General features: G+C 38.5%; 19 protein-coding genes. 8 read left to right on the top strand and 11 right to left on the bottom strand.

Annotated features, from left to right (window positions below; genetic code table 11):
- Positions 1-3 precede the first annotated feature (3 nt).
- Positions 4-1,299, top strand: a complete 1,296-nt coding sequence (locus ACFI4Z_RS08135; RefSeq protein WP_462670148.1) for a sensor histidine kinase — start codon at positions 4-6, stop codon at positions 1,297-1,299.
- A 220-nt stretch (positions 1,300-1,519) separates the two neighbouring features.
- On the opposite strand, the gene ACFI4Z_RS08130 is transcribed toward ACFI4Z_RS08135, so the two are convergent.
- The 6 genes from ACFI4Z_RS08130 to ACFI4Z_RS08105 form a co-directional block, all read right to left on the bottom strand.
- The gene (locus ACFI4Z_RS08130) at positions 1,520-2,185 is read right to left on the bottom strand and encodes a hypothetical protein (protein ID WP_462670147.1); all 666 of its coding nucleotides are present in this window, start codon (positions 2,183-2,185) and stop codon (positions 1,520-1,522) included.
- A gap of 120 nt (positions 2,186-2,305) precedes the next feature.
- The gene (locus ACFI4Z_RS08125; protein ID WP_462670146.1) at positions 2,306-2,443 is read right to left on the bottom strand and encodes a DUF2256 domain-containing protein; all 138 of its coding nucleotides are present in this window, start codon (positions 2,441-2,443) and stop codon (positions 2,306-2,308) included.
- 132 nt (positions 2,444-2,575) lie between these two features.
- A complete protein-coding gene (locus ACFI4Z_RS08120; protein WP_099296913.1) occupies positions 2,576-3,130 on the bottom strand; it encodes a TFIIB-type zinc ribbon-containing protein in 555 nt (184 codons plus the stop codon).
- Between the two features lie 182 nt (positions 3,131-3,312).
- Positions 3,313-3,471 (bottom strand): DUF2256 domain-containing protein, encoded by a 159-nt coding sequence (locus ACFI4Z_RS08115; protein WP_462670145.1) that lies wholly within the window; start codon positions 3,469-3,471, stop codon positions 3,313-3,315.
- The gene (locus tag ACFI4Z_RS08110) at positions 3,461-4,975 is read right to left on the bottom strand and encodes a cryptochrome/deoxyribodipyrimidine photo-lyase family protein (protein WP_462670144.1); all 1,515 of its coding nucleotides are present in this window, start codon (positions 4,973-4,975) and stop codon (positions 3,461-3,463) included. The genes ACFI4Z_RS08115 and ACFI4Z_RS08110 overlap by 11 nt, the downstream gene beginning before the upstream one ends.
- Positions 4,976-4,977: 2 nt before the next feature.
- Positions 4,978-6,291, bottom strand: a complete 1,314-nt coding sequence (locus ACFI4Z_RS08105) for a DASH family cryptochrome (RefSeq protein ID WP_462670143.1) — start codon at positions 6,289-6,291, stop codon at positions 4,978-4,980.
- A 116-nt stretch (positions 6,292-6,407) separates the two neighbouring features.
- Between ACFI4Z_RS08105 and ACFI4Z_RS08100 the strand changes: the two genes are divergently transcribed.
- A complete protein-coding gene (locus tag ACFI4Z_RS08100) occupies positions 6,408-7,019 on the top strand; it encodes a flavin reductase family protein (protein WP_462670142.1) in 612 nt (203 codons plus the stop codon).
- Between the two features lie 328 nt (positions 7,020-7,347).
- Here the strand turns inward: ACFI4Z_RS08100 and ACFI4Z_RS08095 are convergent, their stop codons facing one another.
- The 4 genes from ACFI4Z_RS08095 to ACFI4Z_RS08080 form a co-directional block, all read right to left on the bottom strand.
- A complete protein-coding gene (locus ACFI4Z_RS08095) occupies positions 7,348-8,814 on the bottom strand; it encodes a hypothetical protein (RefSeq protein WP_462670141.1) in 1,467 nt (488 codons plus the stop codon).
- A gap of 316 nt (positions 8,815-9,130) precedes the next feature.
- A complete protein-coding gene (locus tag ACFI4Z_RS08090; protein ID WP_462670140.1) occupies positions 9,131-9,649 on the bottom strand; it encodes a tyrosine-type recombinase/integrase in 519 nt (172 codons plus the stop codon).
- Positions 9,650-9,985: 336 nt separating this feature from the next.
- On the bottom strand, positions 9,986-11,128 hold the full coding sequence (locus tag ACFI4Z_RS08085; RefSeq protein ID WP_462670139.1) for a hypothetical protein: 1,143 nt from the start codon (positions 11,126-11,128) through the stop codon (positions 9,986-9,988).
- 10 nt (positions 11,129-11,138) lie between these two features.
- Positions 11,139-18,323 (bottom strand): NBR1-Ig-like domain-containing protein, encoded by a 7,185-nt coding sequence (locus ACFI4Z_RS08080; RefSeq protein WP_462670138.1) that lies wholly within the window; start codon positions 18,321-18,323, stop codon positions 11,139-11,141.
- 294 nt (positions 18,324-18,617) lie between these two features.
- On the opposite strand from ACFI4Z_RS08080, the gene ACFI4Z_RS08075 reads away from it, so the two are divergent.
- The 3 genes from ACFI4Z_RS08075 to ACFI4Z_RS08065 all read left to right on the top strand — a co-directional run bounded on the left by ACFI4Z_RS08075 (position 18,618) and on the right by ACFI4Z_RS08065 (position 20,790).
- Positions 18,618-18,896 (top strand): hypothetical protein, encoded by a 279-nt coding sequence (locus tag ACFI4Z_RS08075; protein ID WP_462670137.1) that lies wholly within the window; start codon positions 18,618-18,620, stop codon positions 18,894-18,896.
- 424 nt (positions 18,897-19,320) lie between these two features.
- Positions 19,321-20,268, top strand: coding sequence for a Shedu anti-phage system protein SduA domain-containing protein (locus ACFI4Z_RS08070; RefSeq protein ID WP_462670136.1), 948 nt, complete (start codon positions 19,321-19,323; stop codon positions 20,266-20,268).
- Between the two features lie 51 nt (positions 20,269-20,319).
- On the top strand, positions 20,320-20,790 hold the full coding sequence (locus ACFI4Z_RS08065) for a hypothetical protein (RefSeq protein ID WP_462670135.1): 471 nt from the start codon (positions 20,320-20,322) through the stop codon (positions 20,788-20,790).
- 197 nt (positions 20,791-20,987) lie between these two features.
- Here ACFI4Z_RS08065 and ACFI4Z_RS08060 read toward each other — a convergent pair whose 3' ends face one another.
- Entirely contained in the window at positions 20,988-21,260 is a 273-nt protein-coding gene (locus tag ACFI4Z_RS08060) for a hypothetical protein (protein WP_462670134.1), read from the bottom strand.
- Positions 21,261-21,327: 67 nt separating this feature from the next.
- Between ACFI4Z_RS08060 and ACFI4Z_RS08055 the strand changes: the two genes are divergently transcribed.
- From ACFI4Z_RS08055 to ACFI4Z_RS08045, 3 genes are all read left to right on the top strand, one after another.
- Positions 21,328-21,981: a hypothetical protein gene (locus ACFI4Z_RS08055; RefSeq protein ID WP_462670133.1), complete on the top strand. Its 654-nt coding sequence runs from the start codon at positions 21,328-21,330 to the stop codon at positions 21,979-21,981.
- A gap of 312 nt (positions 21,982-22,293) precedes the next feature.
- Entirely contained in the window at positions 22,294-24,009 is a 1,716-nt protein-coding gene (locus tag ACFI4Z_RS08050; protein ID WP_462670132.1) for a hypothetical protein, read from the top strand.
- A gap of 3 nt (positions 24,010-24,012) precedes the next feature.
- On the top strand, positions 24,013-25,722 hold the full coding sequence (locus ACFI4Z_RS08045; protein ID WP_462670131.1) for a hypothetical protein: 1,710 nt from the start codon (positions 24,013-24,015) through the stop codon (positions 25,720-25,722).
- Positions 25,723-26,017 lie beyond the last annotated feature (295 nt).

Below are 26,017 nucleotides of genomic sequence, written 5' to 3'. Positions count from 1 at the left end.
TTGATGAGTAAGCACACACTAAAAAATTCACACACTCGACCCATTAAACTTCATCGTTTAAGTAAAAAAATAGTGCGTCAATTTTGTTTGATTAGCCTGATAACCTCAGCTCTGTGGGGTGGGTTAAGCTTTACGCTACTGTATTTTGTTGAAGATGAATATATCGAGCGTGAGGTAAAAAAAGAAGCGCATTATTTACAGCTTAATTATACGCAAACGGGTACGTGGGTGTCACCTCGCATGAGTCATATGCAGCTGGTTTTTACACCCAATGATTTACCCAAGGATATACATGCTCAGTACATTGCCAACCCAAAAGGAAGGGAGTTTTTTGGTGAGCAAGGGCGGCATTACCATATATTTGCACTGCAAGCAGATGCCACACCATTACTTGTAGCACAGGTGAGTGATATGCTAATCATCAGGCCTTATGCCAACGGAGCACTGAGGTTGATGTTGATACTAAGCGCTGTATTAGTGGTGTTAACTTTTTTTGTTTCATGGCTACTCGGTAGAAAAACGGCACTGCCATTAAAGAAGCTAACAGATTTAGTGCATGGTGTTGAACCCGATAAAGTGCCCGCTAAATTTGCGGCGCAGTTTCCAAACAATGAGATAGGGTTGTTGGCACAGACACTCGAAGACACCATGGTGAACATTAATAAGGCGATTACTCGCGAAAAGAGCTTCACACGCGATGTAAGCCATGAGTTAAGAACCCCCATCGCGATTATAAAAAACGCAGTTGAAGTGTATCGTACAACACACCCTGACGATGTGAGTAATCCAGTGATTAGTCGTATATCGCAAGCATGCACTCAAATGGAGCAAACCGTGGTTACGTTGTTAACCTTAGCACGGCAAGAGCATACTGATGCGGATAAACACAACGTAAAGTTATTACCCTTAATTGAGCAGGCGGTTATTGAGCATAGCCACTTGATTAATAACAAGCCAATAGACGTTAAAGTGCATGATAATTGCGATATTAGTGTGATGGCGCAACCGGGTATGGTTAAAGTGTTACTGGATAATATTATTGGCAATGCATTTCAATATACAACACAAGGACAGGTGAGTATTGAAGTACGGGGTATGACATTAATTGTTGCAGATACCGGGCCTGGTATTGAACAAAGCATATCAGCAAACATAACAGACGCCTTTGTGAAAGGGGAGCAAAGCACAGGCTATGGCTTTGGTTTATCAATAGTTAAGCGATTATGTGAGCATCAAAATTGGTTATTCAAAACAGTTAATAACCAAGGGACTGAAATTCATATCACGTTAACTCAATAATGAGTGTTGCGATAAATGTAATCTAGGAGTCGTGCTTTTAAGTTTATCGCCGGCGTGTTTAATTTTGGGGGAATGTTCATATTGTCATTGTCAGTAATCACAATATCAGCGGTGATAATTGAGGAAGGTGCGGGGTTATCATTAAGGGCTAAATTTAAACCCCTTTTAACACCAAGTGTAAGCAATGGTGTTAAAAGTAGTCATTGAGAGACGACTCTCATCAATAGTCACATGCCATAGACCACTTTATATCACTATTAGTTTCTGTACTGGCACAGCGCCATTTATTGTGTATGCTAAGCATAAACGTTTCTAACAGGTTCTTATACAACAGCGTACTTTCTGTTTCATAAGGGTTTGCAGTCATTCCTACAGAAACGCCGCCATTAGGTGCTTTTGTGAAAATAATGTCGTCAATCACTTTACAACCCGTACTGTTTATTGCGCATACATCCACAGGCGAGCCGGCTTCTTTTCTAACCATCATAATAGGTGGCTTTTTTGAATCAGCAGACATTAAGTAATGTGTAATCGCCTCAGTGCGTTGAATACTGAGTGTTGAAGAGTCTTTTGTTGGTATTATGGAGTTAAGCCAAGTAAGCATTGAATACATCATGGTTGTATTTTTATACGTATAAATTTCATTGCGTTGTACTGATGCTACAAAATCATGGACGTTGTTTTTGATTGATTCTAAGTCATCACAGTTATTTAACGAACAGTCTTGTATAAAGCCAACAACACTCGGATTTTTAAAATGGCCGACCAATAATAGTTCAACTTCATTTTTATTACGGTCTTCAAAGAAGTACTTTGTAAACGCAGCATTTACAGACAGTGAGTAGGTCAGTGTAAAAACGGTTAAAAATAGACTTAGTAACTTCATAATCACTCCTTGTTAAGAATTATGTTACTCCATGTTTTTGCTTTGAAATATAGCTTTAACTGGTTGTACCTAAAATGTAACATCTTGGCGTAATAAAGCAAGGTTGATTTTTTGTTCACTTTACTTTGAATTACGCCGACACCGCTCTGAGCAATAAATTAAGTTGTCCCAGTCCCGTTGCCATTTTTTGCGCCAGGTAAAGTCACGGTTGCAAACGGGGCAGGTCTTTTTCGGTAAATGTAATTTCTTATGCGCCATGTTTACGCTGCTTTTTAGTGTTTTTTGGTCGCGGTGTAATACTTACATGAGCTTTGAGGTAACGGTAACTCTACTGCCATTATTTATTTTTAAGTATCAATAATGGCAGTATAATTTTGTTAAATTCAGATATTACTTCTCTGCAGAGTATGGATCTTCAGCCAAAAGATAGGCTCTTAAATCGGCTTTTTGCGGCTGTGCATTCAACCATTCCCTAAGTTCTTTTACTTTTGCATAAGTGTCATTGCTAAATTTATCAGCATATATGTCACTAAAGTTTTGCTTGGTACTTTGCTCGCGAATTTGGTTTTGCCATTGTTGTGTTACTACTGCGTTCAGTGTACCAGCTAAGCCTTCTTCTTTTAGTAATTCCCACTCACCCGCATCTAACCAGATACCACCTACCGGTGCGCTGTAATCTATACGGTGGTCAGTTGATGATGAAATACGAAATTTCCGCATAATGACACCTGATACCGGGCAAATTAATGCTTTTTTAGTGTCTGTAGCGTCGGCTTCGAATGAGATGTTCTCAGCAAACGCAAAGTTTGGATTACGCTCTTTCCAAGCTGCAAAGTCTTCGATTAGTATCCAGTGGCCATTACAGTGCGTGCATGTATGCGAACGAAATTGACCTTCAATAAAACTAGGTTTAAGTAACCCTTTACCACAACTTGTACAATTCATAGTGTCCCTTAATTTATATGTTACTTGAAGAGCTTATATGCTTAAAATTATTATAAGCCGCCAAAAAGCATCTCATAATTTAGTTTTTATTTGCGTTCAAGTTTGATTGCGACAACGGCCGCACTAAGAAGTTTTATGTTACCGTATTTTAAGAGGTGATAACAAAGCTTTGTTATGTTTAGTCAACTAGTTGAATTTAAAATAAGCTTGCTTGTTTTCTTACACCGCTGCGAGCAATAAATTACGTTGTCCCACTCCCGTTGCCATTTTTTGCGCCAGGTAAAGTCACGGTTGCAAATTGGGCAGGTCTTTTTCGGTAAATGTAATTTCTTATGCGCCATGTTTACGCTGCTTTTTAGTGTTTTTTGGTCGCGGTGTAATGCTTACATGAGCTTTGAGTATCGCAGGGATAGCCCGTTGCACATCAACCCGTTCACGGTATTGCCACAGCCTATCGCGCGCTTCTTTTGAGGCTTTTGTTAAATCTACCATGGGTTCGGGGTAGTCTTCGCCTATTTTAAAGTCGTTAAATAACGCTTCCATCGGCGTTTGCTGCCATGGTTCATGTAAGTATTCTATGGGCAGCTTTTCAAGTTCTGGGCACCACTTTTTTATAAACTCTCCGTTAGGGTCTTGATCTTCAGACTGCTTGATCGGATTGTAATGGCGAATGGTGTTGATACCGGTCACTGAGGCTTGCATTTGTATTTGCGGATAGTGAATGCCCGGTTCAAAGTCTAAAAAGTAATTAGCTAAGGGGAAGCTTGCTTGCTGCCAGCTAATGTTTAAGTGGTGGGTCACAAAGCTCACTAGCATGGCGCGCATTCTAAAGTTAATGTAGCCGGTGTGTTTTAAGCAGCGCATGCAGGCGTCAATAATCGGCACACCTGTTTGCCCCTCAGACCAACGCTTTATATCGCCAGCAACTTTATCGTCATCGCGATAGGGAAACTGTTGATACCCCGCATTAAGCGCTTTAAACTCCATTGAACATTCACTTTCAAACTTTTGCATAAAATGGCAATGCCAATGTAAGCGCGAGACAAATGCCGCGAGTGGGCGCTTCCAGCCTCGTTTGTCAGGGTGTTTTGAGTCATATGTGTCAATTGCTTTTTGGTACACTTGCCTAAGGCTAATATTGCCCCACGCTAAGTAAGGCGAGAGCCTTGAGCAATGGGTTTGGCTTAAACTGGGGCTTGAAATGCCTTTTTGATAGCCTTTGCCTCTACTTTCAAAAAAGCTTTGCATGACTTGCTGCGCTTCCAACGCACCGCCTATTTGAAAGTGCGGGTTTTGCTCTGTGTAGGCATCGGGTAATGCAGGCATTTGGTAATCTTTTAATGCCACCGTATTGACGTTTTTCCAGTTTGGAATAGCGATGGGGCTGTGCATGTATTGATGCCAATGTTCGTTCCAGCCTTTACGGCTTTTAGCCCCGCGTATAACACCACCGGTAGGAAATTCAAGCCAGTTTATTGCATGGTGTTTACACCATTTTTTTACTGCTTTGTCGCGATCAAATGTATTATTTAAGCCAATTTCTTGATGGCTCAATAAGCTAACAATTTCAAACTGCTTGTTTAATGAATCGAGTAGCTCATCCATAGAGCTGTTAAACAGATAAACGCGGGCATTAAAGCGCGCGAGCTGTTTATTCATTTCAATCAACGATTGATAAACAAAACGCCAATGACGCTCGTTATAGTGAGCATCATCAAGCAGCAGCGGCTCAAAATTATAAATAAGTAGGGTTGGCAGTGCGGTGTCAAACGCGTACTTAAGTGGCTGATGATCAGATAAACGTAAATCTCGTTTAAACCAGACTAAATTAACCTTTTCGCGCATTATTAACTGCTTAATGGCCAATCTGCTGCATCGGCTGAGTCTATGCTATAAACCTGATCACCTCGCCAGCGCTTAATAAAGGTATTTTCGGGGTCATAAGTGTGAGTTTGTTTAACTAGATTAAAATGCCTGCCAGAGCGAGGATCAGCACCCACCCCAGCAAGGTATTGCCAGTTGCCCCAGTTTGCTGCCACATCGTAATCAATAAGTTGTTGCTCAAAATACGCCGCACCAAAACGCCAATCCAATTTGAGCTCGTTGACTAAACAGCTGGCAACAAGTTGACGGCCACGGTTAGACATGTAGCCCGTTTTATTAAGTTGTTTCATACAGGCGTTGACAATGGGGTAGGGGGTAGTGCCCATGCACCATTGTTTAAAGCGTCCAGGATAAAAACTGGTGAGTGGCTTGTTTGCGCTTATGCCGCTAAATGCAAATAATTGATGATCATAGCGCACACTATAAAGCTGAAAATATTCACGCCAAAGTAGCTCAAAGTAAATCCAGTAAGTTGAATCATTCGCGCCGTGTTGTTGCTCATACTCTTGCAGTGCGTGCATGATTTGTCGCACCGACACATTGCCGTTGGCAAGCCAAGGCGAAAATTTAGTTGAATTTGCCATGCCATCAAGGGCATTACGAGTCAGTTTATATTCGCTTGGAGCTGAACTTGAAAAGTACTGGTTAATATGGTTTTTAGCTGCTATTTCACCCGCATCAAACTCACAGTTAACCTGTTCAATCTTAGGCAAAGATTTAGGCCAAGGTACCGGCGCAATTAACGGCGGGGGGAAATGGCTTGGTCTCTCAACAGGTGATTTTATCGAGAGGTTTGATGATTCTACCTTCTTACGAAACTTACTGAATGTTGACGGCAACTCACTTAGCTCAAAAGGTAATTGATACATGTCATACAAGGTAAATGTGTTACTTTGTTTAAGTGTAATATCGCTATATTTATTGGTGATAGCATTGAGGGATTGCCGTTCGTATAAGCCAATTTGGTCGCTGCAATAAATTACTCGAGTATTGTGATGAGAGTAATAATGATCAATCACGTCCAGCGGTGCTTGAAAGTAAACCACCAAGTGTTGGCCACGTGCATTTAGCTGGCTGTTTAGTTGGTGCAGCGATTTAACCAAAAACGCCCATCGTTGCTCGCCCAGTGTTTGGCAGTTAAAACGGTTGCTTTTAAACCACTCAGGGTCAATGCAATAAATAAAGCTAATTGATGAGCTTTGCTCGCATGCACGGCGTAATAGCGCGTTGTCAGATAAGCGTAGGTCATGAGTGAACCAATATACAGAGTGTGTCATATAATAAACTTGCCATTGGGGTTTTATTAATCCATTTTGTGTCAATACGTGACAAACGGTAAACGCGTTTAATACGTGTGACTTTTTATTTTTATCAACATTAAAGCGAGCGAGACGTGTTTGTAGATTTAACTCAACCCCTCGAAAAACCACCTATCTACAGTCAATTAGTCGGCGGCATTACGCCAAGGCCGATTGCGTGGGTAAGTACACTTAGTCGTGATGGCGTGGCAAATATTGCGCCTTATTCATTTTTTACTGTGGCGAGCGTTAACCCCCCGGTATTGAGTGTTACGCAGGTTAATCCCGGTGCAAAGCGCAACAAAGACACCCTTAGCAACCTACTCGACACCAAAGAGTGCGTTGTGAATATTGTCAGTGAACAGCAAGTGGAGCAAATGAACCAAAGCTGTGCAAACTACTCACCTGAAGTCAGTGAATTTGATGCGGCACATATTGAATCAACAGCAAGTCGGCTTGTTAAACCTATCAGCGTAAAAGCGTCAAAAGTCCGCTATGAATGCACCCTCCGCGAGGTGATCACAATCAGTGAGCAATCTGCTGGTGGGCAAATGATGTTACTTGATGTTGCGGGGGTTTATATTGACGATGAAGCACTGGTTGATGGTTATATCGACCCCGTTGCTTTAAAGAGCGTAGGTAAATTGGGCGGAGATGAGTTTGCTAAAACAACGGATATTTTTAGTTTGAAGCGGCCAAGCTTATAGCGCTGCCATTAAACGTAATAGAGGTAATGCTTTTTTAAAGTGTTAAGCGAAGAAGTGTTAACGTTGAAAGGCAGATTGGATTAACAGACGCGACCTGACAGTCGGAAAAGTGGCATTTCCGGACATTCGGCTCTAACTCACTTTTGCCCCAAACGTGTTTTGGATACCTTAGGTTTACATGTCCTCGATACGAATTTTGGGCTACTTAAAATAATCATAACTTTCAGCATGACTTACTCTATGTAATTTGAATTATTCATACAAGCCATTTAGATATCAAAGAATAGAAGTGCGAGACAGCACCTCTATACAGACAATTAAGCGGCGTCTACTTCAGGTTTTGACTATTTGTCACGACAACCGTCATGGAGTTCAACACATCATAAGGTTGGTGGTATCCAGTAAATCCTTCTTTTTCTGAGTAGAAAATATGGCTGATATCCGAGAACGCATCAGGGTTAACCTTGTGTACAGCGTTAGGGTTATGAAACATAACCAATCCATCAGACCATGATTCTTCATAGTCAGGGTCGGCCACATTTTTCGAAAATGGAATTGGCTGTAAGCCCTCTGGATTATACAAAAAGCCCTGTCTTATCATTGTTACATCTTTACTACCTAGACCTGCAATTTTACCCATACGGTTGAATTTAGGTATTGTTGCTTGGTTGCTAAATAGAACGGCACTAATATTCTCAGTACCTTCTTGATTAAAGAATCCAGACGGAACTCTTTTACCATCCCACTCATGGAACTCAATTTTTTCAATCTCTGGATTTCCGTCTACAATACGAGCTCTTGCGCCATACAAATATTCAGACAACGCTGTTCGTGACCAAGTCATTGAGTTGTCGTTGTGATAGTCGTGTATAGCAAAAATCAGAGAGTGATCTTTAACATGTTCTTGCTCCCAGTACTTGTGCTGTAGCTTCGAAAACAGTGGACTGCCGAATTTGATTGGCATGTAGTCGCTTAGTCGCTCAACAATGTCTTTGTGATCTTCTGGTGGCGGTAGATCTGGACGAGCAGGGTTGCCAGATGGATTAACGGTAACCGCTTCAATAAAGAATTTCTCATCGAAATAATTGACTTCAAAATCTGGTGCAGCATGATTGTTATGTATTTGTAGACCTTGAGTATGCAAATACACGTGTAAGTAGATCTCCCACAGACGAGCATTGAAGTTCACTGATTGGAACTCACGAACAAAGTGACCGTCATTGTCTACAAACGAGTTCGCTATTTCGTTAATGATGTTTCGTCCCGCATCAAAACGAGGTTCATTAGAGATGATTCTATATCCGTGGTGTTGTTTGTTTTCATGGATGATTGGGTTGAACAAATCCATAGTTGGATCTACTTCATCACCCTGAGGATAAATCTCTTGTGGATCTGTCGCATATTGTGAGTTGATAAGTACAGCCATGTCTTCTCGGGCTTTGGCTGGAGTAGTATGGAAGTCTTTGCTTCCGTTAATCCAGCGGAACAACTTGCGAGTATCTCGACCCATAATAGCAAAGCCGTAGTCACGATCTGTTGTATCTTTGAAGACAATGCCAAGGAGAGTGTTGTTTAAGAACGAATACCATTCGACTTCAGTAGCTTGGAATCGTACAAGCGGCATTCTTGAGTAGAAGTAAGCATCAAACTGGCGACGAGTAATTTGTCGTCCATTTACAAAAATATTTTTGAGTTTTTTATTCTTAAATGCTTCTTGCTGCTGCTGAGTGATTTTTGCTTTTTTAGCGACTTTTTTTTTCTTATCTCGTTTCTGCTGCTTTGTTAATCTAGGCATATTGCCAACGTCCTTTTTGTATATGTAGTTTGCATTATGATATCAAAATCATATTATCAGACGTTGATTTTGATATCACGAAACAGATAACGGTCACACTATTAGACAATCTATTTTAGTGAACTAGTCCAACTAAACTAATTCGAATTTCGTTATCACAAGGGTTGACTCTAACTTGTTTCTGTCCAAATATGAGTTAGATTTTGCTTTGTTAATATCAACTAATTAATAGAAAACTTCACTCAGCTTAATATATTGCTAATAAATAAAAAACCGCTAATTAGCGGGTTTTTATTAGGTTAGATTACTCCAAAACTTAAAAGTTAACAGTGAGATTTGGTACTTGTACCCACTCAGTCTCTTTTCCAAATTCTGTGTAAACCTTTGTAGATTTACTATCTGAGTGACTCAGACGGCTTTGAGGGTCATTACCTTGAGCTTTGATTAGACGCGCTGAAAGGCCACGTATTTCATGATAAGTAGGGCGCTCCTCTGACTTTAGATGGTCATATAAACCTAACTCATCACGAATTTTAGAAAACTCTTTACTGATATTTTTACTTACTATCTGGGTAGCGTGATTAACCAGAGAACTAGTAGGGTTAGAGTTTTTCTTCGGCAGCTTATGTACAACATAAGGAGATAAGATTGCATCTCGGCTGTTGTCGATAATAGTTTTTAACGTGTCATTTATAGGAATAATCACGTGCGAAGCTTTGCTTTTATGAGTTTTTTGGCGATGGATAGCCAACTCCCCATAAACCGTGCCAAATTGATCTTGCTTTGCTACTTCATACCAAATACAACCACAGCGACCTGGCTCTGCTTTAGTCAATTTGTATTCAATTCTAGTTTTCTATTTCGTTTGCATAGTCAGGAAAATGACTAAATCGCTCGTAGATTAAATTGTTAGCCAACAAGAGTTGTTATGCTATGGGATTCAGCTCCTACCGATGCAAAGGAATTTAGGTCTTGCTTGTTCATCTATTGAAGTTGAAGGCAATTTCTGATTTCAAATAATAAGTATTAACTCCACCTTCTTTGAAGGGGGCGGGGTTGTTCCGTGAGGCTCGAAATTATTTCAGATACAAAATTTGCATTGAGTAAACTGACTATTTAGCCTCAGCGTAACCTGAGGCTAAATTTACAATACTCATAATTTAAGTTGGCATCAAACTCCGCAATGCGAGCCGTACTCTCCGAATAACTTACAGACTCTGAAATTTTTCAATGAACTTCCGATTGTCTCATTACGCGTAATATTATCCAACTTTTCCATAAAATCAGAGTTTTCCCTTAACTGTGAGGCACTAATTTGCAAGATAGATTTAGAAATGCCGGACAGGTTTCCATCAAAATCCAAAGAGATATAATCAGTTTTTAAAAGGCCAGAATCATTGAACAAGTAACTGGGTAGCCCGCAATTCTCCAACTCTTCATCGTAACAAAATGAATAACTGATTGCGCAACCACTACTAAATGTAAAACTCTCACCTGCAGATAGAGCGTAATCAGTAACTGATTGCTCTGAAGGGCAACTCTCTTCGATAGAATAATAAAAGTCAGTTTCACCCACATCATTTAACAACATCTGCAGATCTTCACTTCCATTCGACTGGATAGTGAATGGTATATCTCCAACAGACGGATTTAGATTTTCTCTGACGTAACTGACAATATCTACTTCAGCAGTAGAAGCATAGTACTCATCGATATAAACCAGCAGGTCACTTTGATCGCGCTCTACATCAAATAAGCCAATATCTATATAATCTAGAAGCCCATCTAAGTTTGAGTCCGAGTAACCAAACTCAACAAAAAAGTTATTTGCCAATTCAGTAATATCGTTATGGGACTCAATCACTTCACCTTCAGCATAATTTACAAAAAAATCGGTATACTTATTTAAAAGCAAATAGCTGCCCGAAAGTGTAAAGTAGCTTCCCACCGTCATTGATTTAAAAACTTGTCCCCCGTAGGACGCTTCAAATATTACAGGTGAATTCAGGTTAAAACCTCTTTCCTCTAAATTATCTTGAAGAGAGTATACATCAAAAATATACGCACCATCTTCTGCATATTTAAAGCTATCACTCCCAGACAACACAACGTCACCTTCAAGTGTCAAAACAGAGAGACTAGCGGTTTCATAACCTTCACCTTGCACTGCCACAGTAACAAGCAATGGCTCAACTTCCTGAACTGGAGGAGGATCAATCGTCAATGGCTGCTCATCATTACTTTCAGAACCTCCCCCGCCACAACCTACCAGAAACAGCGTTAAAAAAAGCATTTTAATTTTGTTGGCTTTCATATCAATATCCCTATTCAGCATTGCCATTACCATGCAATAGTGCGTACTTACCAAAAACAACCATTATACGTTGCATTTGATTCTTTTTAGGCTTAGCTACACGCTTTTCTTTCGCATTAGCTTCATCAGATTCTTTTTTATTTAAAGATAAAACTGCTCGACCTTTAGTTAATGCCAACCTTAGGGTTTCTCTTAACTTGAATAGATCTCGTGTATTTTTAATTACATCCGCACTAGCCAAGCCAATGATAGCTTCCTTAACAATTAAATTGTAGAAACTATGACTACCTTGATGTCTTACGTTGACATCCAAATCACAAACACATCCAGCGGTTTTTAGACATTTATTTGACGGAAGAGGGAGACCATTGTTTGGTTCATCTAAAAAGTAATTGACTCCCCCATCTATTGAGAGGTCTGAAATAACAGTACTAAGCTCTTTAGGTATAATGTGATGGACTTGACACAACTCCCCAGTTAAGTACCCCTTAACACCAAACAAGTTTTTAGCTAACTTAGATGAGCTTAGACTACCTTTGTCGTCAAGGTTTTCTACATACATGTATTTAATTTTCGGCCTACTAATATATCTTATAGCCTCTTTCTTAACTGTCTTGCTGTCAGTTAATTTCGGAGAAAAACTAGGCTTAAAACAATCATGCTTAACTTGAAGACTCGCATCTTCATAACAAGGTCGCCAGATACTAAATACATTGGAAGCGCTACTTGCATCAGAGTTAAACTCAGCTTGCAAAGGGGATGATGCTGATGCTGCAGGCTCGTAATCAGGCTCTAATTTCATATTAGCAATTTCATTAAGCAACTCACGCATTCCTTTGATTTGCTCAATTACATTAATTGAATCTGTTTTTATTTTTTCAGCAGCAATACCACCTTTCAATAATCGCGAACCAATTTTGCCAATTTTGAACACACTTAAAGCAGCTTTCTTTGCGATAGCCTTTGCACCATTTTTCTTTAAAAGTGCCAATAACTTTTTCATGGAAAGCAATTCCAGATATTCATTTATAAGAATAGTGCCTTGAAAGCCTACTAAATAGGCAAACTCATTAGAATTAATAACTTCGGTACCTTCAAGATTATAATAACGTGCAAAAACCCCCTTGAAGTCGAATCGCCTCATAATATCTGCATGCCTAATCGTACCCTTCCATGTTCCCTCAACATCTAGGTTTTGGACCATGGCTAACAGTTCATTTTGAAGATTCTTTAAACTTCCGTGGTCCATACCAGTAAGTAAACTATTAATTTGCTGGATATCATAAGCAATTGCATCAATCTTAGACTGCAAACATGCATCTACACCCATAATTTGCCCATCAGAACTCTCACAATTGATCATTTCTGCAATTTCAACAGCGTCCCTTACAAAGAAATCTGAAACACTTAACTTAACTGCATACAACACTGACGTTCTTTCCTGAAGCACTGCAGATATTTGTTCATTGATGTCAGAAACCGCATCCAATGAACCCGTTGATACGTGGCTATACCAAACACTATCTTGTTTAGATTGGTTTACTAACTCTGCATCCAATTGTTTTAACTGACCAGATTTATAAAGAATTTGATCAACCCGCATCGGCTCAACAACGGTACTGAATAATTTGGCCTCTAAGTCCCATTGGCAAAATGTTAACGCCTTCTCGGATGGGTTATTAATCAAGAAAGAGGGTGTAAAATGAACCGTTTCCCTCATCTGATCAACGTAGTCCAAATAATCACTATTTCTAATGGCCTGTGTGACAGCGGATTCATCAAATGCACTATATTGAGCTGAGAGTGAATACTCGCCATTTGAAGATAGCTGAGTTAAAACCTTATAACCGAATCCTGTTACATTAACTGGAATACCAATAGGGATACTTCTTGAAGCAGTTGAGGTAGCCTCACAAATTTCTATATATTCTTCTATCGTTCTACCTGTCACACATAAGGCATGGTCCTGACCCAGAACACTGCAAACACCTTTCAACCGATCAATCGCATTCAAAGTGAGATAGAAAGTAGGGTGCCCACCAACGTGACTAACGGCATTACCTTCAGAATCAACCAATTTAAAGTAATAACTAAATGTACCCTCTTGATCAGGTGCGGTGAATTCATACTTAATTTTCGCAGTTTGAGACACTGGTGTGTAAGGGACTTCGATATCTGTCATTACACAATCAGTACCTGTAATACTATTACACTGCAGCACTTTAAAGTTTTCCCAAGCATTTGGGCCAACATTTCTAAGGTTCCACTCTTTGGTAGAACTAACACCTATGTCTACATTAGATTCGTCATCAAAATTTTCGTCAGAACCATCTTTGAAATCCCAACTATTTTTACTATCTGCGATAAATACACTTCCGGTGGAAAATTCAATCTCACCGCACGTATCTTCAACAGCAACAGTCCACGTACTATGAACGCCAACCTTAGATTGATCGGGTGGGGTAATTTGCAATGGAAGAAGGTTATTGTTTGGATCAGCCACCTCCACAACAGACTCAACATACTGAACAAAATTGAAATCCTTAGTAATAACTCCCTCATTGAAATTATTTACCAAGACAGGCTTTTTATTTGAATTTGTGAAGCTATATGCAAGCAATGATATCAAATTCCCAAAGCTATCATTTACACTCATCTCAATTGTGTCAGAAAGCTTGCATGCATCTTCTTGAGGAAAACTAAAACTATAAAAAGTATCACTAAGTTTATTCACAGAAACACTGAGGCCATCAATTTTAAATACAGAATCACCAATTAATGGCTCAGAAAAACTCACATCTATATTTGATAGAGTACCTGGCTCAAAAGAAATGTTTTCATTTACAACTTCAAAGGTCAATCCTGTAGCTAGCGCTACTGAATTAGAGTATGAATTCACAACTCTACCATCGGAGTCAACTAGTGACACACGAGCACTGATAAAGCCTGATTTGGAGTAAAGGTCACTCAATTCATCTCTTGAATAATCAACAGTCAAGAAGCCACCAGCACTTATCATCGCTGACTGACTTGAAGCCTCCATATATACGCCATCACTACCTGTATGTCCCAATTCAGATAATTGAATAACCAATTCAAGCATTTCCAGCTCAGGGTTAGTCATCTCAAAGTTCACAAGCAAGCCATCAGATGTTTTTTCTAATTTGACTTCACCTACAGAAAAATCACTCGATTCAAACGCTATAGGATTAGATAATTTAGTAACAATATCACCGTCTTCATCACTTAAAACTAATTTAGCATGGTAGGTCTCACCCTGAAGAAGGTAGTCCTCCAACTCATCCTTAGCCCACCTTATATTGAAGGTACCTGCAGAGTCGACAGACACTGATTTCTTACTAGCTTCTATATACCCAGACTCAGCATCTGCATTCGAAATCATAGCAGACACTTCATAACCAGTAGAATCAACACCAGAAACTGAATATGACAACGACAATGAATTTCCATTCATTAAATCAAAACTATTAAGTAGCAATGTAGGAATACCAGTAGAACCATCAAACTGATATTCCAGCCAACCAGTTTCGATGCCTGCAGTATTTGACGCTTCATCTGTTACTTGAATTGAAAACATGTAACTCGAACCAGCTTTTACATAAGGGAGCAACTCAATTCGCGACCAAGATAAAGCCAAATTATCGCTAGCAATTTCATGAGTAAATGTTTTACGCGCAGCGCTTATAAAACCAGAATCACCTTGCTCAATTAAATCGACGACAACATCAACGGCAGAATCATCTGAATCACCGACACTAACAACAAGCTGCAAAGAACCGTCGACACCTTCATCAAACGAAATAACACCAACACTTGGAGGCTCATTTACGAACTGACCTTCATAGTTGAGAACATCACTATAAATTGAAGTTGTATTCTCATTTTCATCAGACACGTTTAACAAAAATTTATACTCGCTGCCTCTTTGAAAGTGAGAAGCAGGCCAAGAAAATTGGTAGGAGCCAGCTTCTTTATTTATCAATTCCTGCTTTGATTCTGCAACAAATGAATCTGTGTTGTCAGGCTCAGAGTAATAAGCATCCACAGACATTAACTCATCTTCAGGGTCTGATACATTAAACGAAAGAGTCACTTGACCATCAACACCAATCATAAGTGATGTTACCGCAATACTCGGACTCTCATTTTCTGGCTCGTAGTCATAAAGGATAGTAGGTGAAATTTTAGAGGTTTTGTTATTAGCTGCATCAACCACCTCAATTAATGCCGAATAATTCTTATCACTTTCTACAAAAGCTGATAACTCTTCTCGCGACCAAGTAATGAAAACTGATTTATTATCTTCAGCTTCCACAAAACTCTTCTCGGTTCCAGATTGAAATTGAGTCGTTGAGTCACCAAAAGAAATTTTTGAACTAATAGAGGAGGGCAGTCCTTCTGGATCATTTACCTTAACTGTCAGATATATACCACCGTCATCAGTGGCAGCAAACTCTAAAATATCAATTGAAGGTGGCTGGTTCGCTTCATGATCAAACACAATACTATCGGAGACAACAGTCGTCACATTACCTTCGACATCAGACACATTCAATTGTATCGCATAAGCGCTGTTGTATTCGAATTGTTCCGGCCCCCACTCAAGGGTAAAATTACCATCACTTTTACCAGACAACTCCTTTTTACTACCAAGATTGAAAGCAGCCCTATCATTTGGCTCCGATACGTAAGCCTTCACTGACATACTTTCATCTTCAGGATCATTTATTGTGAAAGAGATAGATACTGAACCAGAAGATGCTAATTCTAGCGCTGTAATAGTAACAGACGGACTGTTGTTTACAGGGTCATAAGTATAAGGAATTAATGCAGTAATAGACGTTGATGTATTCCCACTATCATCTGTAACAACAACCTTGGCCGAATACTCCTCACCCTTTTCAACATAGGCCGCAACTTCTTCTCTCGCCCAAAGAACAAAAGTTGAACTTTTATCAGGGCTATTAACATATGATTTAGATGTAGATTCTTGAAACTGAGACGTTGAATTTGCGAAAGAAATTACAGCTTCAATATTTGAAGGATTACCCTCAGGATCATCTGGCTGAACAGTCAGATATAAACCACCATCATCCGACATTGCAAATTCACGGATAGTAATTGATGGCGGTAAGTTTTCTTTTTCAAAGGTATAAAGAAACACACCAGAAACTACTTTAGTTTGCACACCTTCTGCATCAACAACGTTCAACTGAACAGCATATTCACGACCATTTTCAAAGCTATCAGCATCCCAAGTTAAAGTATGACTCCCACTAGATATACCATTTTTACGATTGGCAGTCGCTGGGTCAAAACTTGAAGGATCATCAGGCTCTGAAGTAAAAGCAAGCACATCCATTAACCCACCTTCAGGGTCGGTAGCTGTAAATACAACCGAGACAGAACCATCCTCAGTGATATTTATAGCACCAAACGAAACACTTGGGGCATCATTGGACGGCTCAAAATTATAAGAAATGAAGGGCGCTATTTCTATTGTTTCGTTACCTGCAGAATCTGTAACCACAACCTTGGCCGAGTATTGATTTCCAACCTCTAAATACGATGAAAGCTCATCATAACTCCAAGTTATCAACTTTGATTGCTCATCTGGAACACCTGTAAAGAGCTTATCAGTACCGGAAGGAAAACTTGTGTTTGAATTCGCCTCTGAAATTGTAGCTTGAACAATAAGTGATTCATTTTCTGGGTCATCTGATTGAACAGTGAGGTAAATCCCCCCACCATCTGCCAAAGCAAATTCACGAATATCTACACTGGCAGGTGAATTGTCTACCACTCTATAAGTCAAACCATTAGTTATATAATCCGACTCATGATTTCCATACTCATCTTCAATTGAAAATTTCACATTCAAAGGTTGACCATCTTCAGCAAAACTTGAGAATTCATCATAACCCCAAACAACACGATGTTCTCCAGAATCAAGGTTTTCAAAAGCCTTACGGGTTTGAGCCTGCCAATCAGGATTCCACATAAACAATTCCGCTTCAAGGTTAACTCCATCACCTTGAGGGTCTTCAAATACAACAACAAGCTCAACCTTACCAGATTCAATTTGAGAAAAACTGTAGTCCTTCAGTATGGGGTACTCTGGCGTTGGCGGATCATATCTTAAATCGATTTCTTCGGTGGTAAATGTAGTTTTATTACCAGCACTATCAGTGACTTCAATAGTAGACGTATAAGAGAATCCTCCTGAAAACTCACTCTCTTCAAATAACCAAGTAAAGCTGTATTGGCCGTCACCTTTGCTATACAAATTCTTCTCAGAATTCTCATTTTTACTTCCTGGGGAATCTCCCCAAGAATAAAAACCAGCGATGTCCATTAATTCATTTTCTTCATCACTAATATAAAATTGAACATTAAGACTGTTATCATCAGCTTGATAGATACCGACATTTGTAATTGAAGGGGGGCTATTTGACACCTCAAAAGAGTATCGAATAGACTGAGAATAGGCGACTGTTTCATTATTCTGCTCATCAAATACATTTAATCGCACAGTATAATTATTACCAGAGCTTACATATGCCGCTATATCTTCCTGCTGCCAAGTAATTGTATGGTTACCGTTTTGACGGCTAGACAATCCTGTTTTAGTTCCGGACTGGTAAGAGGAAGTAGAGTTTGCATTCGAAATATATGCATCCACTCCCATATTTTCACCTTCATGATCATCCAATGAAAAAGTTAACACCAAATCACCGGAATCATTTTCAGTTAAGGTATTAATTGAGATAACAGGGGATTGGTTATCCACTTCATATGTATAAGCTATCTGTCCAGAATAGACTACTGTCTCATTATTTTGCTCATCAAACACATTCAATCTGACTGAATATGCGTTACCGTAAACAACATAAGACCTGATATCTTCTTGAGTCCAGGTGATAGTATGAATACCATTCCCCCTACTAGATAGGCCATTTTTAGTACCATATTCAAAGTTTGTTGTAGAGTTTGGCTTTGATATATAGGCATTGACCCCCATATTCTCACCTTCAGCATCATCCAACCTAAAAAGAAGGTAGATACCTCCATCACTCGATTCACCAAAATCAGTCACTGTTACTACTGGGGCCTCATTAGCAAACGCAACTCCAGACAAAACCATAGAAAACAGTACAAACAACAGCTTTTTCATAAACAATCCATATAAATGACAAATATACTTGCATTCAGTATAGATTCAGACTTTAGGATTACAACCGATTACACTTATTAACATGCAGAATTCACACACATTTCTATACTCATAACAGCTAAAACCCCCGAAGATTATGGGAACAAGGTGAAAAATATTTTTTCATATAATCACAAATAAATTTAGTAATTTGCATAAAATGTAATTGAGATAAAGGTGGTTTTGATTGAATCGTTGAATGGCAAATATTAAAGAGTGCTAAAACAACCTTTACTTCATGTAGAAGGCGGAAACATGATTATAAGAACAAATAAATTCCCAATGGAAAGCATTGAGAGACATCAGTCCGTTGAGCTTATTGCAGCTATTTACATGCAAACGAAACGAAAGCACGTTGTTAGGCTAATTTGGGAAGATGATGCACAAACTCATAATGAAAAGCTGGACTTACCTCACACTATAAACTCCAACAAGGCGCTCAAGCAAGAGCGCAGAAGAGCTGCACTACTAAGCTTGGCGTTACCGAATAAACAATCTAACGTAATTTTGTCCATCGATGAGTTATACATATAACTCGCCTTTGCCCCAAAATAATTCAGAGCAGATGCTCTAGAGTCGAATTTGAACGAACTACAGAAGTTACCCAAAACAGAACGACTGAGCAGCTAGGTAGCTGCTTAAAATCAATTAGTAACCTATTTAATTGCTAAGGCTAGTGGTCTACGTATAAAAATATAATTGCATATTAAGGAAAATTTAGGTGTAATGAATACATAATAAGCGCTGAGCAATGCAGGGAAAGCTTAAATAAGACCAGATACGGCAATGAAATTGGCTTATTACAGCTTAGGTCATTAAAAGCAAATTCCCATCACATAAACAACACCAATTCTGACACCTAGCCGCTAACGTCTCAGTCCAACAATCGATTATGCAACATAAACTGCATGCTGTATTAATACTAAAATGTTAGCAGTCTAATCACACGGAGAAATTTGTGGCAAAAGTCAACGGTCAAAAATTTACAGTTTTAAAAGATAAAAAAACTGTAGTCACTCGTGCTGGGCTTTGGAAAGTGCCACATAATACGCGTGAAGACGAAATTCATTTAAAAGTAGGCCGTTATAAAAAGCCTAAAGAGTGGAATGAATCTGAAATTGTAGAACTTGATAACCCTAAAAGTGAGCTTACTTTAACGGGCGATGAATTTTCAAATTTAATTGGTTTTATTCAACAAAACTATGAGCCTTTTAAAGATGGTACAAAAGCCTATATCCCTTTAGATAACCCATATGACTCAAGTGTCGCACAACAAGTTAAGCAGTTGCTAAATCTTGATGATAGAGATCGAATGCTTAATTTTTTAGTAGAAAATGAAGTTATACCTAGTGATCTTGAAGCTGGATTAGCTCATGCGAAACGTTCGAGAGCAATTGATGAATTCAATGCAATGTTGGAACTCGATCTAACGGAGAATAACTGGCAAAGCTGGTTTGAAGTTAATTCATGGGTTTTAGGTACTGACTTTGTGAAAGTACTTGATGAAAGAACCATTGATACATCTAATATCTCTGATTTCTTGATGCAAAGTTATGATGGTTTTCTTGATATAGTTGAAATTAAGCGCCCAGAAGGGGGACTTAAGTTTTGGTATCCTTCTTTGGATCATGGAAATTATGTTCCACACTCAGATTTGATCAAAGCTATTACTCAAGCATCGATTTACATCCATGAAGTAGAACGAGAAGCGGATAGTCATAAATTCTTCCAAAGAGTTGGTGGTGTAAGAACCATTAAGCCACGTTGTACGCTTATTTATGGTCGTTCAAAGAATTGGAATTCAGAGCAGCAAGAAGCATTTAGAATTCTTAACTCTAGCTACCATAATTTGTCTATTATGACTTTTGATCACGTAGTCGAACGAGCAAAAAGAATTCTTGGGTAAAACTGCTAGCAAGATCTTTAAGTCGGATTCGTAATTCATGGATATATTAATATGAGTTTAAGTGTTATTTTGGGTTCTGGCGTCGTTGCCGGTTTAGTTGCTGGATTAGTGACTTTCAGAACATCTGAGAGAAAGATTGCGATGGAACATATAACTAAGCAGCGGGAAATTTGGCGGGATAAAATTCGAACTAAATCTCTTGATGTTACAACTGCTATTGAATGTAAATCCCTTTCTAGGCTGTCTGAACTATATACTGAATTTTTTCATTTGCTAAACCCAATAGATGAAATGGATATTGCCATTTTGGGTTTACTGGAAGGATTTAAAGATAATAAACTAGCCACTGAGAAGCATATTGAATTCATAGAGCGAATTTCACTACTTCTTAAGCATGATTGGCAGAGAGCGAAACAAGAAGCCAAGCCTTGGTTTTTCTTGTCTAAAGAGCCAAAACGCATTTCTTATGAAACGTTCTTGTCTAAGCATAAAACTGCTAATAAGCAATTAAACAGAGATTAAAAACTTGCGGGCTTTTCGCTTCGGTCAAGTTTAGCCCACAATTTTTAACCCGTTAATCGAGCGTTGCCCATAAAATATTTATGAGAATTTCGCCTTATACAGCCGACGACTTAAAACGTTTTTGTCCAGCTTCGAGTCAGTCGGATCTGGGCAGGCACATTTTTATCCCATTGCGAGTTGCAACCATAGTGCCTTTCTTATGCCAGCAAGAATGTTGCTCCACCATTACGCTCCTTCCAAAGCTTGCCATCAACTACGACTCTATAGCAGTCAATACGATTGGTTTTGTATAGCTCTAATCTGTGTGCAGTGGGTACACCCTTGTCGTAATCGGTAATTTCAATTACTCTAAGTAGTTCGGAAATACGCTGAACTGCAGTATCACTTTGTTCGCATTGTACCGAGGCAACATTTACTTTATTGTATGATTTACAGTAATTTTTTTGAGTATTATTATTGCATCTATACATGCTTGGCCTCCTACTTCACAAGGTGGAGCACCTTGCAAGGTCTCGCGGCTACTCGTCAAGGAATGAGATGAATTCAAAGAGTATTCAAATATCTAGATTTCAGAATAAGTACAATACTTACCTGCAATTGCTCTTAGATCTTAGAGGGGAAATGGGGTGGTACTTTAATGACTCTGAGAAGTCAAAACTGTTTATGGTTCCTTTTGTGCTGACTCTAGCAGCTGCATTGGAGTGTTCTTTAAATGATCATCTGATTAAACATTTTAATAATCAATATGGTAAAGCCTCAAAGCAAATGTTATCAGGGCTTATGTCTATGAACTTTAAAGGGAAATTGATTAATATTGTTCCTTTGTTAACTCAATATAAATATTCATTAAATACCAGCCACAAAATCTACGCTGCCTTGGTAGAGTTAATCAAACTAAGAAACAGCCTAGTTCATAACAAGAGTGATTTTGATGAAGAAGACTTTTCTTTAGAAAAAGATGAAACAGGTAATGTCGCGGGGCTTGATTTCGATGCCTTGAAGAGTTTTGCTCTAAACGAAAAAGATTTTACTTTAGGTATTAAAGCCGACATTGGCTTCATTCACGATGCAGTTGAAGAATTTCATAAGCTCTTTCTTGAGGCTTATAGTGATGACGACTTTACAGGTAATGATCTAATTGTCCCACTTGAAGAAAGTGATCATATTAATTTAGTTCTGCAAGAAGATTAGCCATACAAGCTGTTCCAGCGGGACAAATAACAGTTGGCTGATTCCGATTTGCTTCACATTTAAGCCAACTACAATTTGCCCCATTATCATTTTGAGTCACAGTTCATCACGGGATCATAAATCTGTGTTTGACCAAAATTTTATAATGAATCAATATGTGCTTAGTTGATTAACTTCAGGGTTGAACCGTGTCTACTGATATGATTGCTACTCAATTCGCAGATGCTATTTAGCTACAAGAATTTGCAAATAAATTCATATTAATCATATGGTTGTTTGACATCAAATGATAATAACAAGGTGTAGGCTGTTGTGAAAGAGAATGAAAAAGTCGATTTTAATGAGAAATTAGAAGAAGTGTTAGCGACTGAAGATTACTATCAGCCGTTAGTGGAGCTTCTTGATGATTATCGTTTTGAATACAAAGAGGTTATCCAAAAACTAGCCAGTGCTCATAACTCAGGGAAATTGAACGTTTTAGAATTTTTAAATTCCCCTCATTTCTCAGATGAAAATATTTCTCGTATACGACAATACTTGGGTGTGATTGGTTTAATTGAAGCTCCTACTAAATCTGTATTTGAAACAAGCCGAAACATTCAAAGTAAGGGAGAATATTGCTATATACCTATAAGTGAATTTTTGGGAGAAAATAAGCCACGAATTGTAGATGCTGTTGAAATGTTGGCTAAGTCACCGACTGAGTGGGAGTTTTTTTTAAGAGCGACTTTAATCAGTCAATCGAAGATCTCTATCGAAGAAAGCTTTCAATTTGCCCTAGAACTGACTGCTCATTCAAATAAAAAAATACAAACAGAAGCAATACAAGCATTAGGTTATTTAAAATACTCAAGCAACAGTGACTTACTAGCAAAAGCCCTTGAGCATATACATTCACTATTAGAACAAAACCATACTGATGAACTTGCTAGAAGTTGTTTACAGACTATTAATGAAATATGCAAAAAAGACTCTTCACTTGCTGCTAATGCCACTAAAAGCATAACATTATGCTTACTTGACGAATCGATTATGTTGCTAGAAGAAGTATCACGAATAGTTTGGTTGGATAAAGAGCATTTACCAACAGAATGTGAGGTGCTGTTTTTAAGTTTCTTTGATAAATTTTCAATTACTGATTGGCAAAAAACTCATACTGTCGACCATGCGTTAACGGCTCTTCTAAACAGGGAACGGAGCGCTGAAGTTATAGGGTTATTAGAACAAAAGCTTATTGTCAGTGGCGATGCCAACTTCGAAATCACCAGCTTTCATGATATCTCTAGAGCGATATGGGAAAGTGAATACATAGATCATGAACAGTTATTTACTCGTTGGTTTTATTCGGGCAATCACTGCCTTTGTCAGGCTGCTTCAGACATTATTTTCGAACATGAAAACTCTCCCTCTCAAGTAAGCAAAATTGAAGAGACCAAGGACTATTTCTATATCGCAAGAAAAGCCGTTGGCTGGTTATTTCTCAAACCGAAGTTAGCTACATTCTATGTACTTTCGGTACTGGAAATTTGTGATGACTCTGATTTTGAAAAAATATCTGAGTTACTATTTTACCCATTACTTATGAATACACCCCAAGCTGTTGAGGGGGTTATTAAAGAGCATATAGCGAAGTTGGATAAACGGAAAAAGAAAACCCAAGTGTTACTCAATATATTGAAGAAAAATGATGCCTATCATGATGTTCTAAAGAAAGCATCTTTAAACAAAGAACTTCACCCTAGCACTAGGCATAGAGAGGCTATGGGTCGAAAAAAATACTTTGAAAATGAAGCTATGATGAAAGAGGCACACAAGACATCTTTCTTGGCATCATTGTTTGGTAATAACTCCAAAGTATTATTGTATGGAAATAAATCTGTTTTTAAACAGTATGATGGCAATGGAGAGTCAAAAAGGCAGGTAATGCCTCTCAGCACAATAAGTCACTCAACAGAAGTGCCTATATTTTTTTCTATAGATCCCGCTGGATTAAACCGACTAATTAATATATTTAGGTATGAGGGGTAAGTTATGAAGCTTGTTATTAAAGAATATTTATCCTCTCTTAATGAAAGAGATGAACTCGATGCAATATTGCCTGATTTATTAAGCCAGCTTGGTTTGACTGTCTTTGGCAAACCAATAAGGGGGGCAAGCGAAAGAGGCGTGGATGTTGCCGCTGTTGGCTCGTTATATGGTGGAGTTGAAAAGGTTTACCTCTTTTCAATTAAAGCGGGAGACTTAACTCGCTCTACATGGAATGGAAATGAAAACCAAGTATTAAGACCATCTCTAGATGAAATTATTGATTCCTATATTCCTCATAGGCTACCACCAGAGCACAAAGGCAAACCAATTGTTATTTGCCCTTGTTTTGGTGGCGATGTGCAAACCCCTGTTAGAGATTTATTTACTGGTTATATAGATTCTAGAACGAAGACGAATGAAAATATTGAATTCGAGGAATGGAACGGGGATAAACTTGCAAGCCTTATTAATGATAACTTTCTACATGAAAATTTTATGCCTGATGACACTCGTTCCTTGTTAAGGAAGTCTGTTTCGATGATTGACGAGCCAGATACCTCATTTAGGTACTTTGCATGCCTTGTTAGTATATTAAGAGAGGCAGCCGACAATGCGCCTCCTGAAAAAGTGTTAAAGAGCCTAAGACAAATCAACATATGTCTTTGGATCTTGTATGGCTGGTCAAGAAAAGAGAAAAACTTTGAAAGTGCTTATCTTTCTAGTGAGGTAGCATTGTTGAATGCTTGGCATGTCGGTAATGATTATTTTTCAAGAAAATCTAAAAATGCCAAACTAATTCAATCAGTCATACTCTCTATTAAGAATACGTATTTTAAAATTAATCATGATTTTATGACTAAAGTCATCACCCCATACGCACATGAATATGGTGCTATCTCTCGTGGAGTGTGCTCTTCATCTACAGTTGATATTAACCTCAAACTTTTCGATTTACTTGGCCGTATCTCTATACTAGGAATATGGCTTCTATGGGAATTAGAAATTTGTCAACAAAGTAATAGTGAATCTAAAGCTAGTGAACAGCAAGCATTATTTGTAGCTGATTGTATAATAAACTTGATAAGTAATAACCCTATCTTATTTTCGCCATTAAAAGATGAGCAAGCTATTGATATCACTCTTGCTGTATTATTTTTAGCATCACTATCTAAGATTACTCAAGTGAAAGGTTGGCTAGAAGAAATGCTATTAAGAGTGTCTGTTAACTTAAGTAATAACGGTGCTTACCCCTGTATTTTGCACGATTATATGGACTTACTCGAACACCCTAAAAATGGTACAACTGAATATTTCGAAGAATCTACAGCTGGTAGTATATTGTACTCTAATATTGGGTGTTTTTCTGCCTTATTTAACTTTGATGAGCTTTATACCAAGTTAAGTGAAATTCAAACTAACCACTTGTCGCATTGTAGTATTCAACTATGGTATCCCGATGAAGAGTCTGAGAAAGAATTGTATATTGGTGGAAAGTATCATGGGTTTTGTTTGTCTGACTTTGATTTTAAATTAACTAAAAATGAACTATTAAGTGATATTTTTAGTGAATGTCGTGAAACCCTGTATTTTGAAAACTTATCAGCTATTAAGTATGGCTTATACCCGATAGTATTGATGGCTTGTAGAGCATATAAACTTCCAGTACCTCCTCACTTTTTTCTTCCTTTTGAAAGTAAGATAAAAGCGGTTTAGTAGTTACTAATATAGAGTGTAACGGGGGGCACCTCTTGCCTTTTGTCTGTCCGAGTTTGACATATCTGAGGTAATTCATGAAGTGCTAATCTACGATTCCATGAAACTCATTTATGTCCAAAAATGAGTTTGTTCGACCGTCCGATTTACGCTGATCGATGTCTGTGAGTTGAAATCTAAATTTACTCGGTAGAAAGTCTCACAGCAGATATGAGCGACTACGTGTTGAAACGTTTACACCAAGCGAGTGGTCGTATAGCAATAGTTGCTATACGACAGATAAGTTGTAATAAGC

The organism is Pseudoalteromonas sp. RWi3, from assembly GCF_054960735.1.
Note: the sequence above shows the minus strand (reverse complement) of the source record. Positions and strands in the feature narration are given on the sequence as shown.

Coding starts and splice junctions, on each gene's coding strand:
- ACFI4Z_RS08135 (WP_462670148.1), top strand. CDS start 4: ATGAGTAAGCACACACTAAAAAATTCACACACTCGACCCATTAAACTT.
- ACFI4Z_RS08130 (WP_462670147.1), bottom strand. CDS start 2,185: ATGAAGTTACTAAGTCTATTTTTAACCGTTTTTACACTGACCTACTCA.
- ACFI4Z_RS08125 (WP_462670146.1), bottom strand. CDS start 2,443: ATGGCGCATAAGAAATTACATTTACCGAAAAAGACCTGCCCCGTTTGC.
- ACFI4Z_RS08120 (WP_099296913.1), bottom strand. CDS start 3,130: ATGAATTGTACAAGTTGTGGTAAAGGGTTACTTAAACCTAGTTTTATT.
- ACFI4Z_RS08115 (WP_462670145.1), bottom strand. CDS start 3,471: ATGGCGCATAAGAAATTACATTTACCGAAAAAGACCTGCCCAATTTGC.
- ACFI4Z_RS08110 (WP_462670144.1), bottom strand. CDS start 4,975: ATGCGCGAAAAGGTTAATTTAGTCTGGTTTAAACGAGATTTACGTTTA.
- ACFI4Z_RS08105 (WP_462670143.1), bottom strand. CDS start 6,291: ATGACACACTCTGTATATTGGTTCACTCATGACCTACGCTTATCTGAC.
- ACFI4Z_RS08095 (WP_462670141.1), bottom strand. CDS start 8,814: ATGCCTAGATTAACAAAGCAGCAGAAACGAGATAAGAAAAAAAAAGTC.
- ACFI4Z_RS08085 (WP_462670139.1), bottom strand. CDS start 11,128: ATGAAAGCCAACAAAATTAAAATGCTTTTTTTAACGCTGTTTCTGGTA.
- ACFI4Z_RS08080 (WP_462670138.1), bottom strand. CDS start 18,323: ATGAAAAAGCTGTTGTTTGTACTGTTTTCTATGGTTTTGTCTGGAGTT.
- ACFI4Z_RS08075 (WP_462670137.1), top strand. CDS start 18,618: ATGATTATAAGAACAAATAAATTCCCAATGGAAAGCATTGAGAGACAT.
- ACFI4Z_RS08065 (WP_462670135.1), top strand. CDS start 20,320: ATGAGTTTAAGTGTTATTTTGGGTTCTGGCGTCGTTGCCGGTTTAGTT.
- ACFI4Z_RS08060 (WP_462670134.1), bottom strand. CDS start 21,260: ATGTATAGATGCAATAATAATACTCAAAAAAATTACTGTAAATCATAC.
- ACFI4Z_RS08055 (WP_462670133.1), top strand. CDS start 21,328: ATGAATTCAAAGAGTATTCAAATATCTAGATTTCAGAATAAGTACAAT.
- ACFI4Z_RS08045 (WP_462670131.1), top strand. CDS start 24,013: ATGAAGCTTGTTATTAAAGAATATTTATCCTCTCTTAATGAAAGAGAT.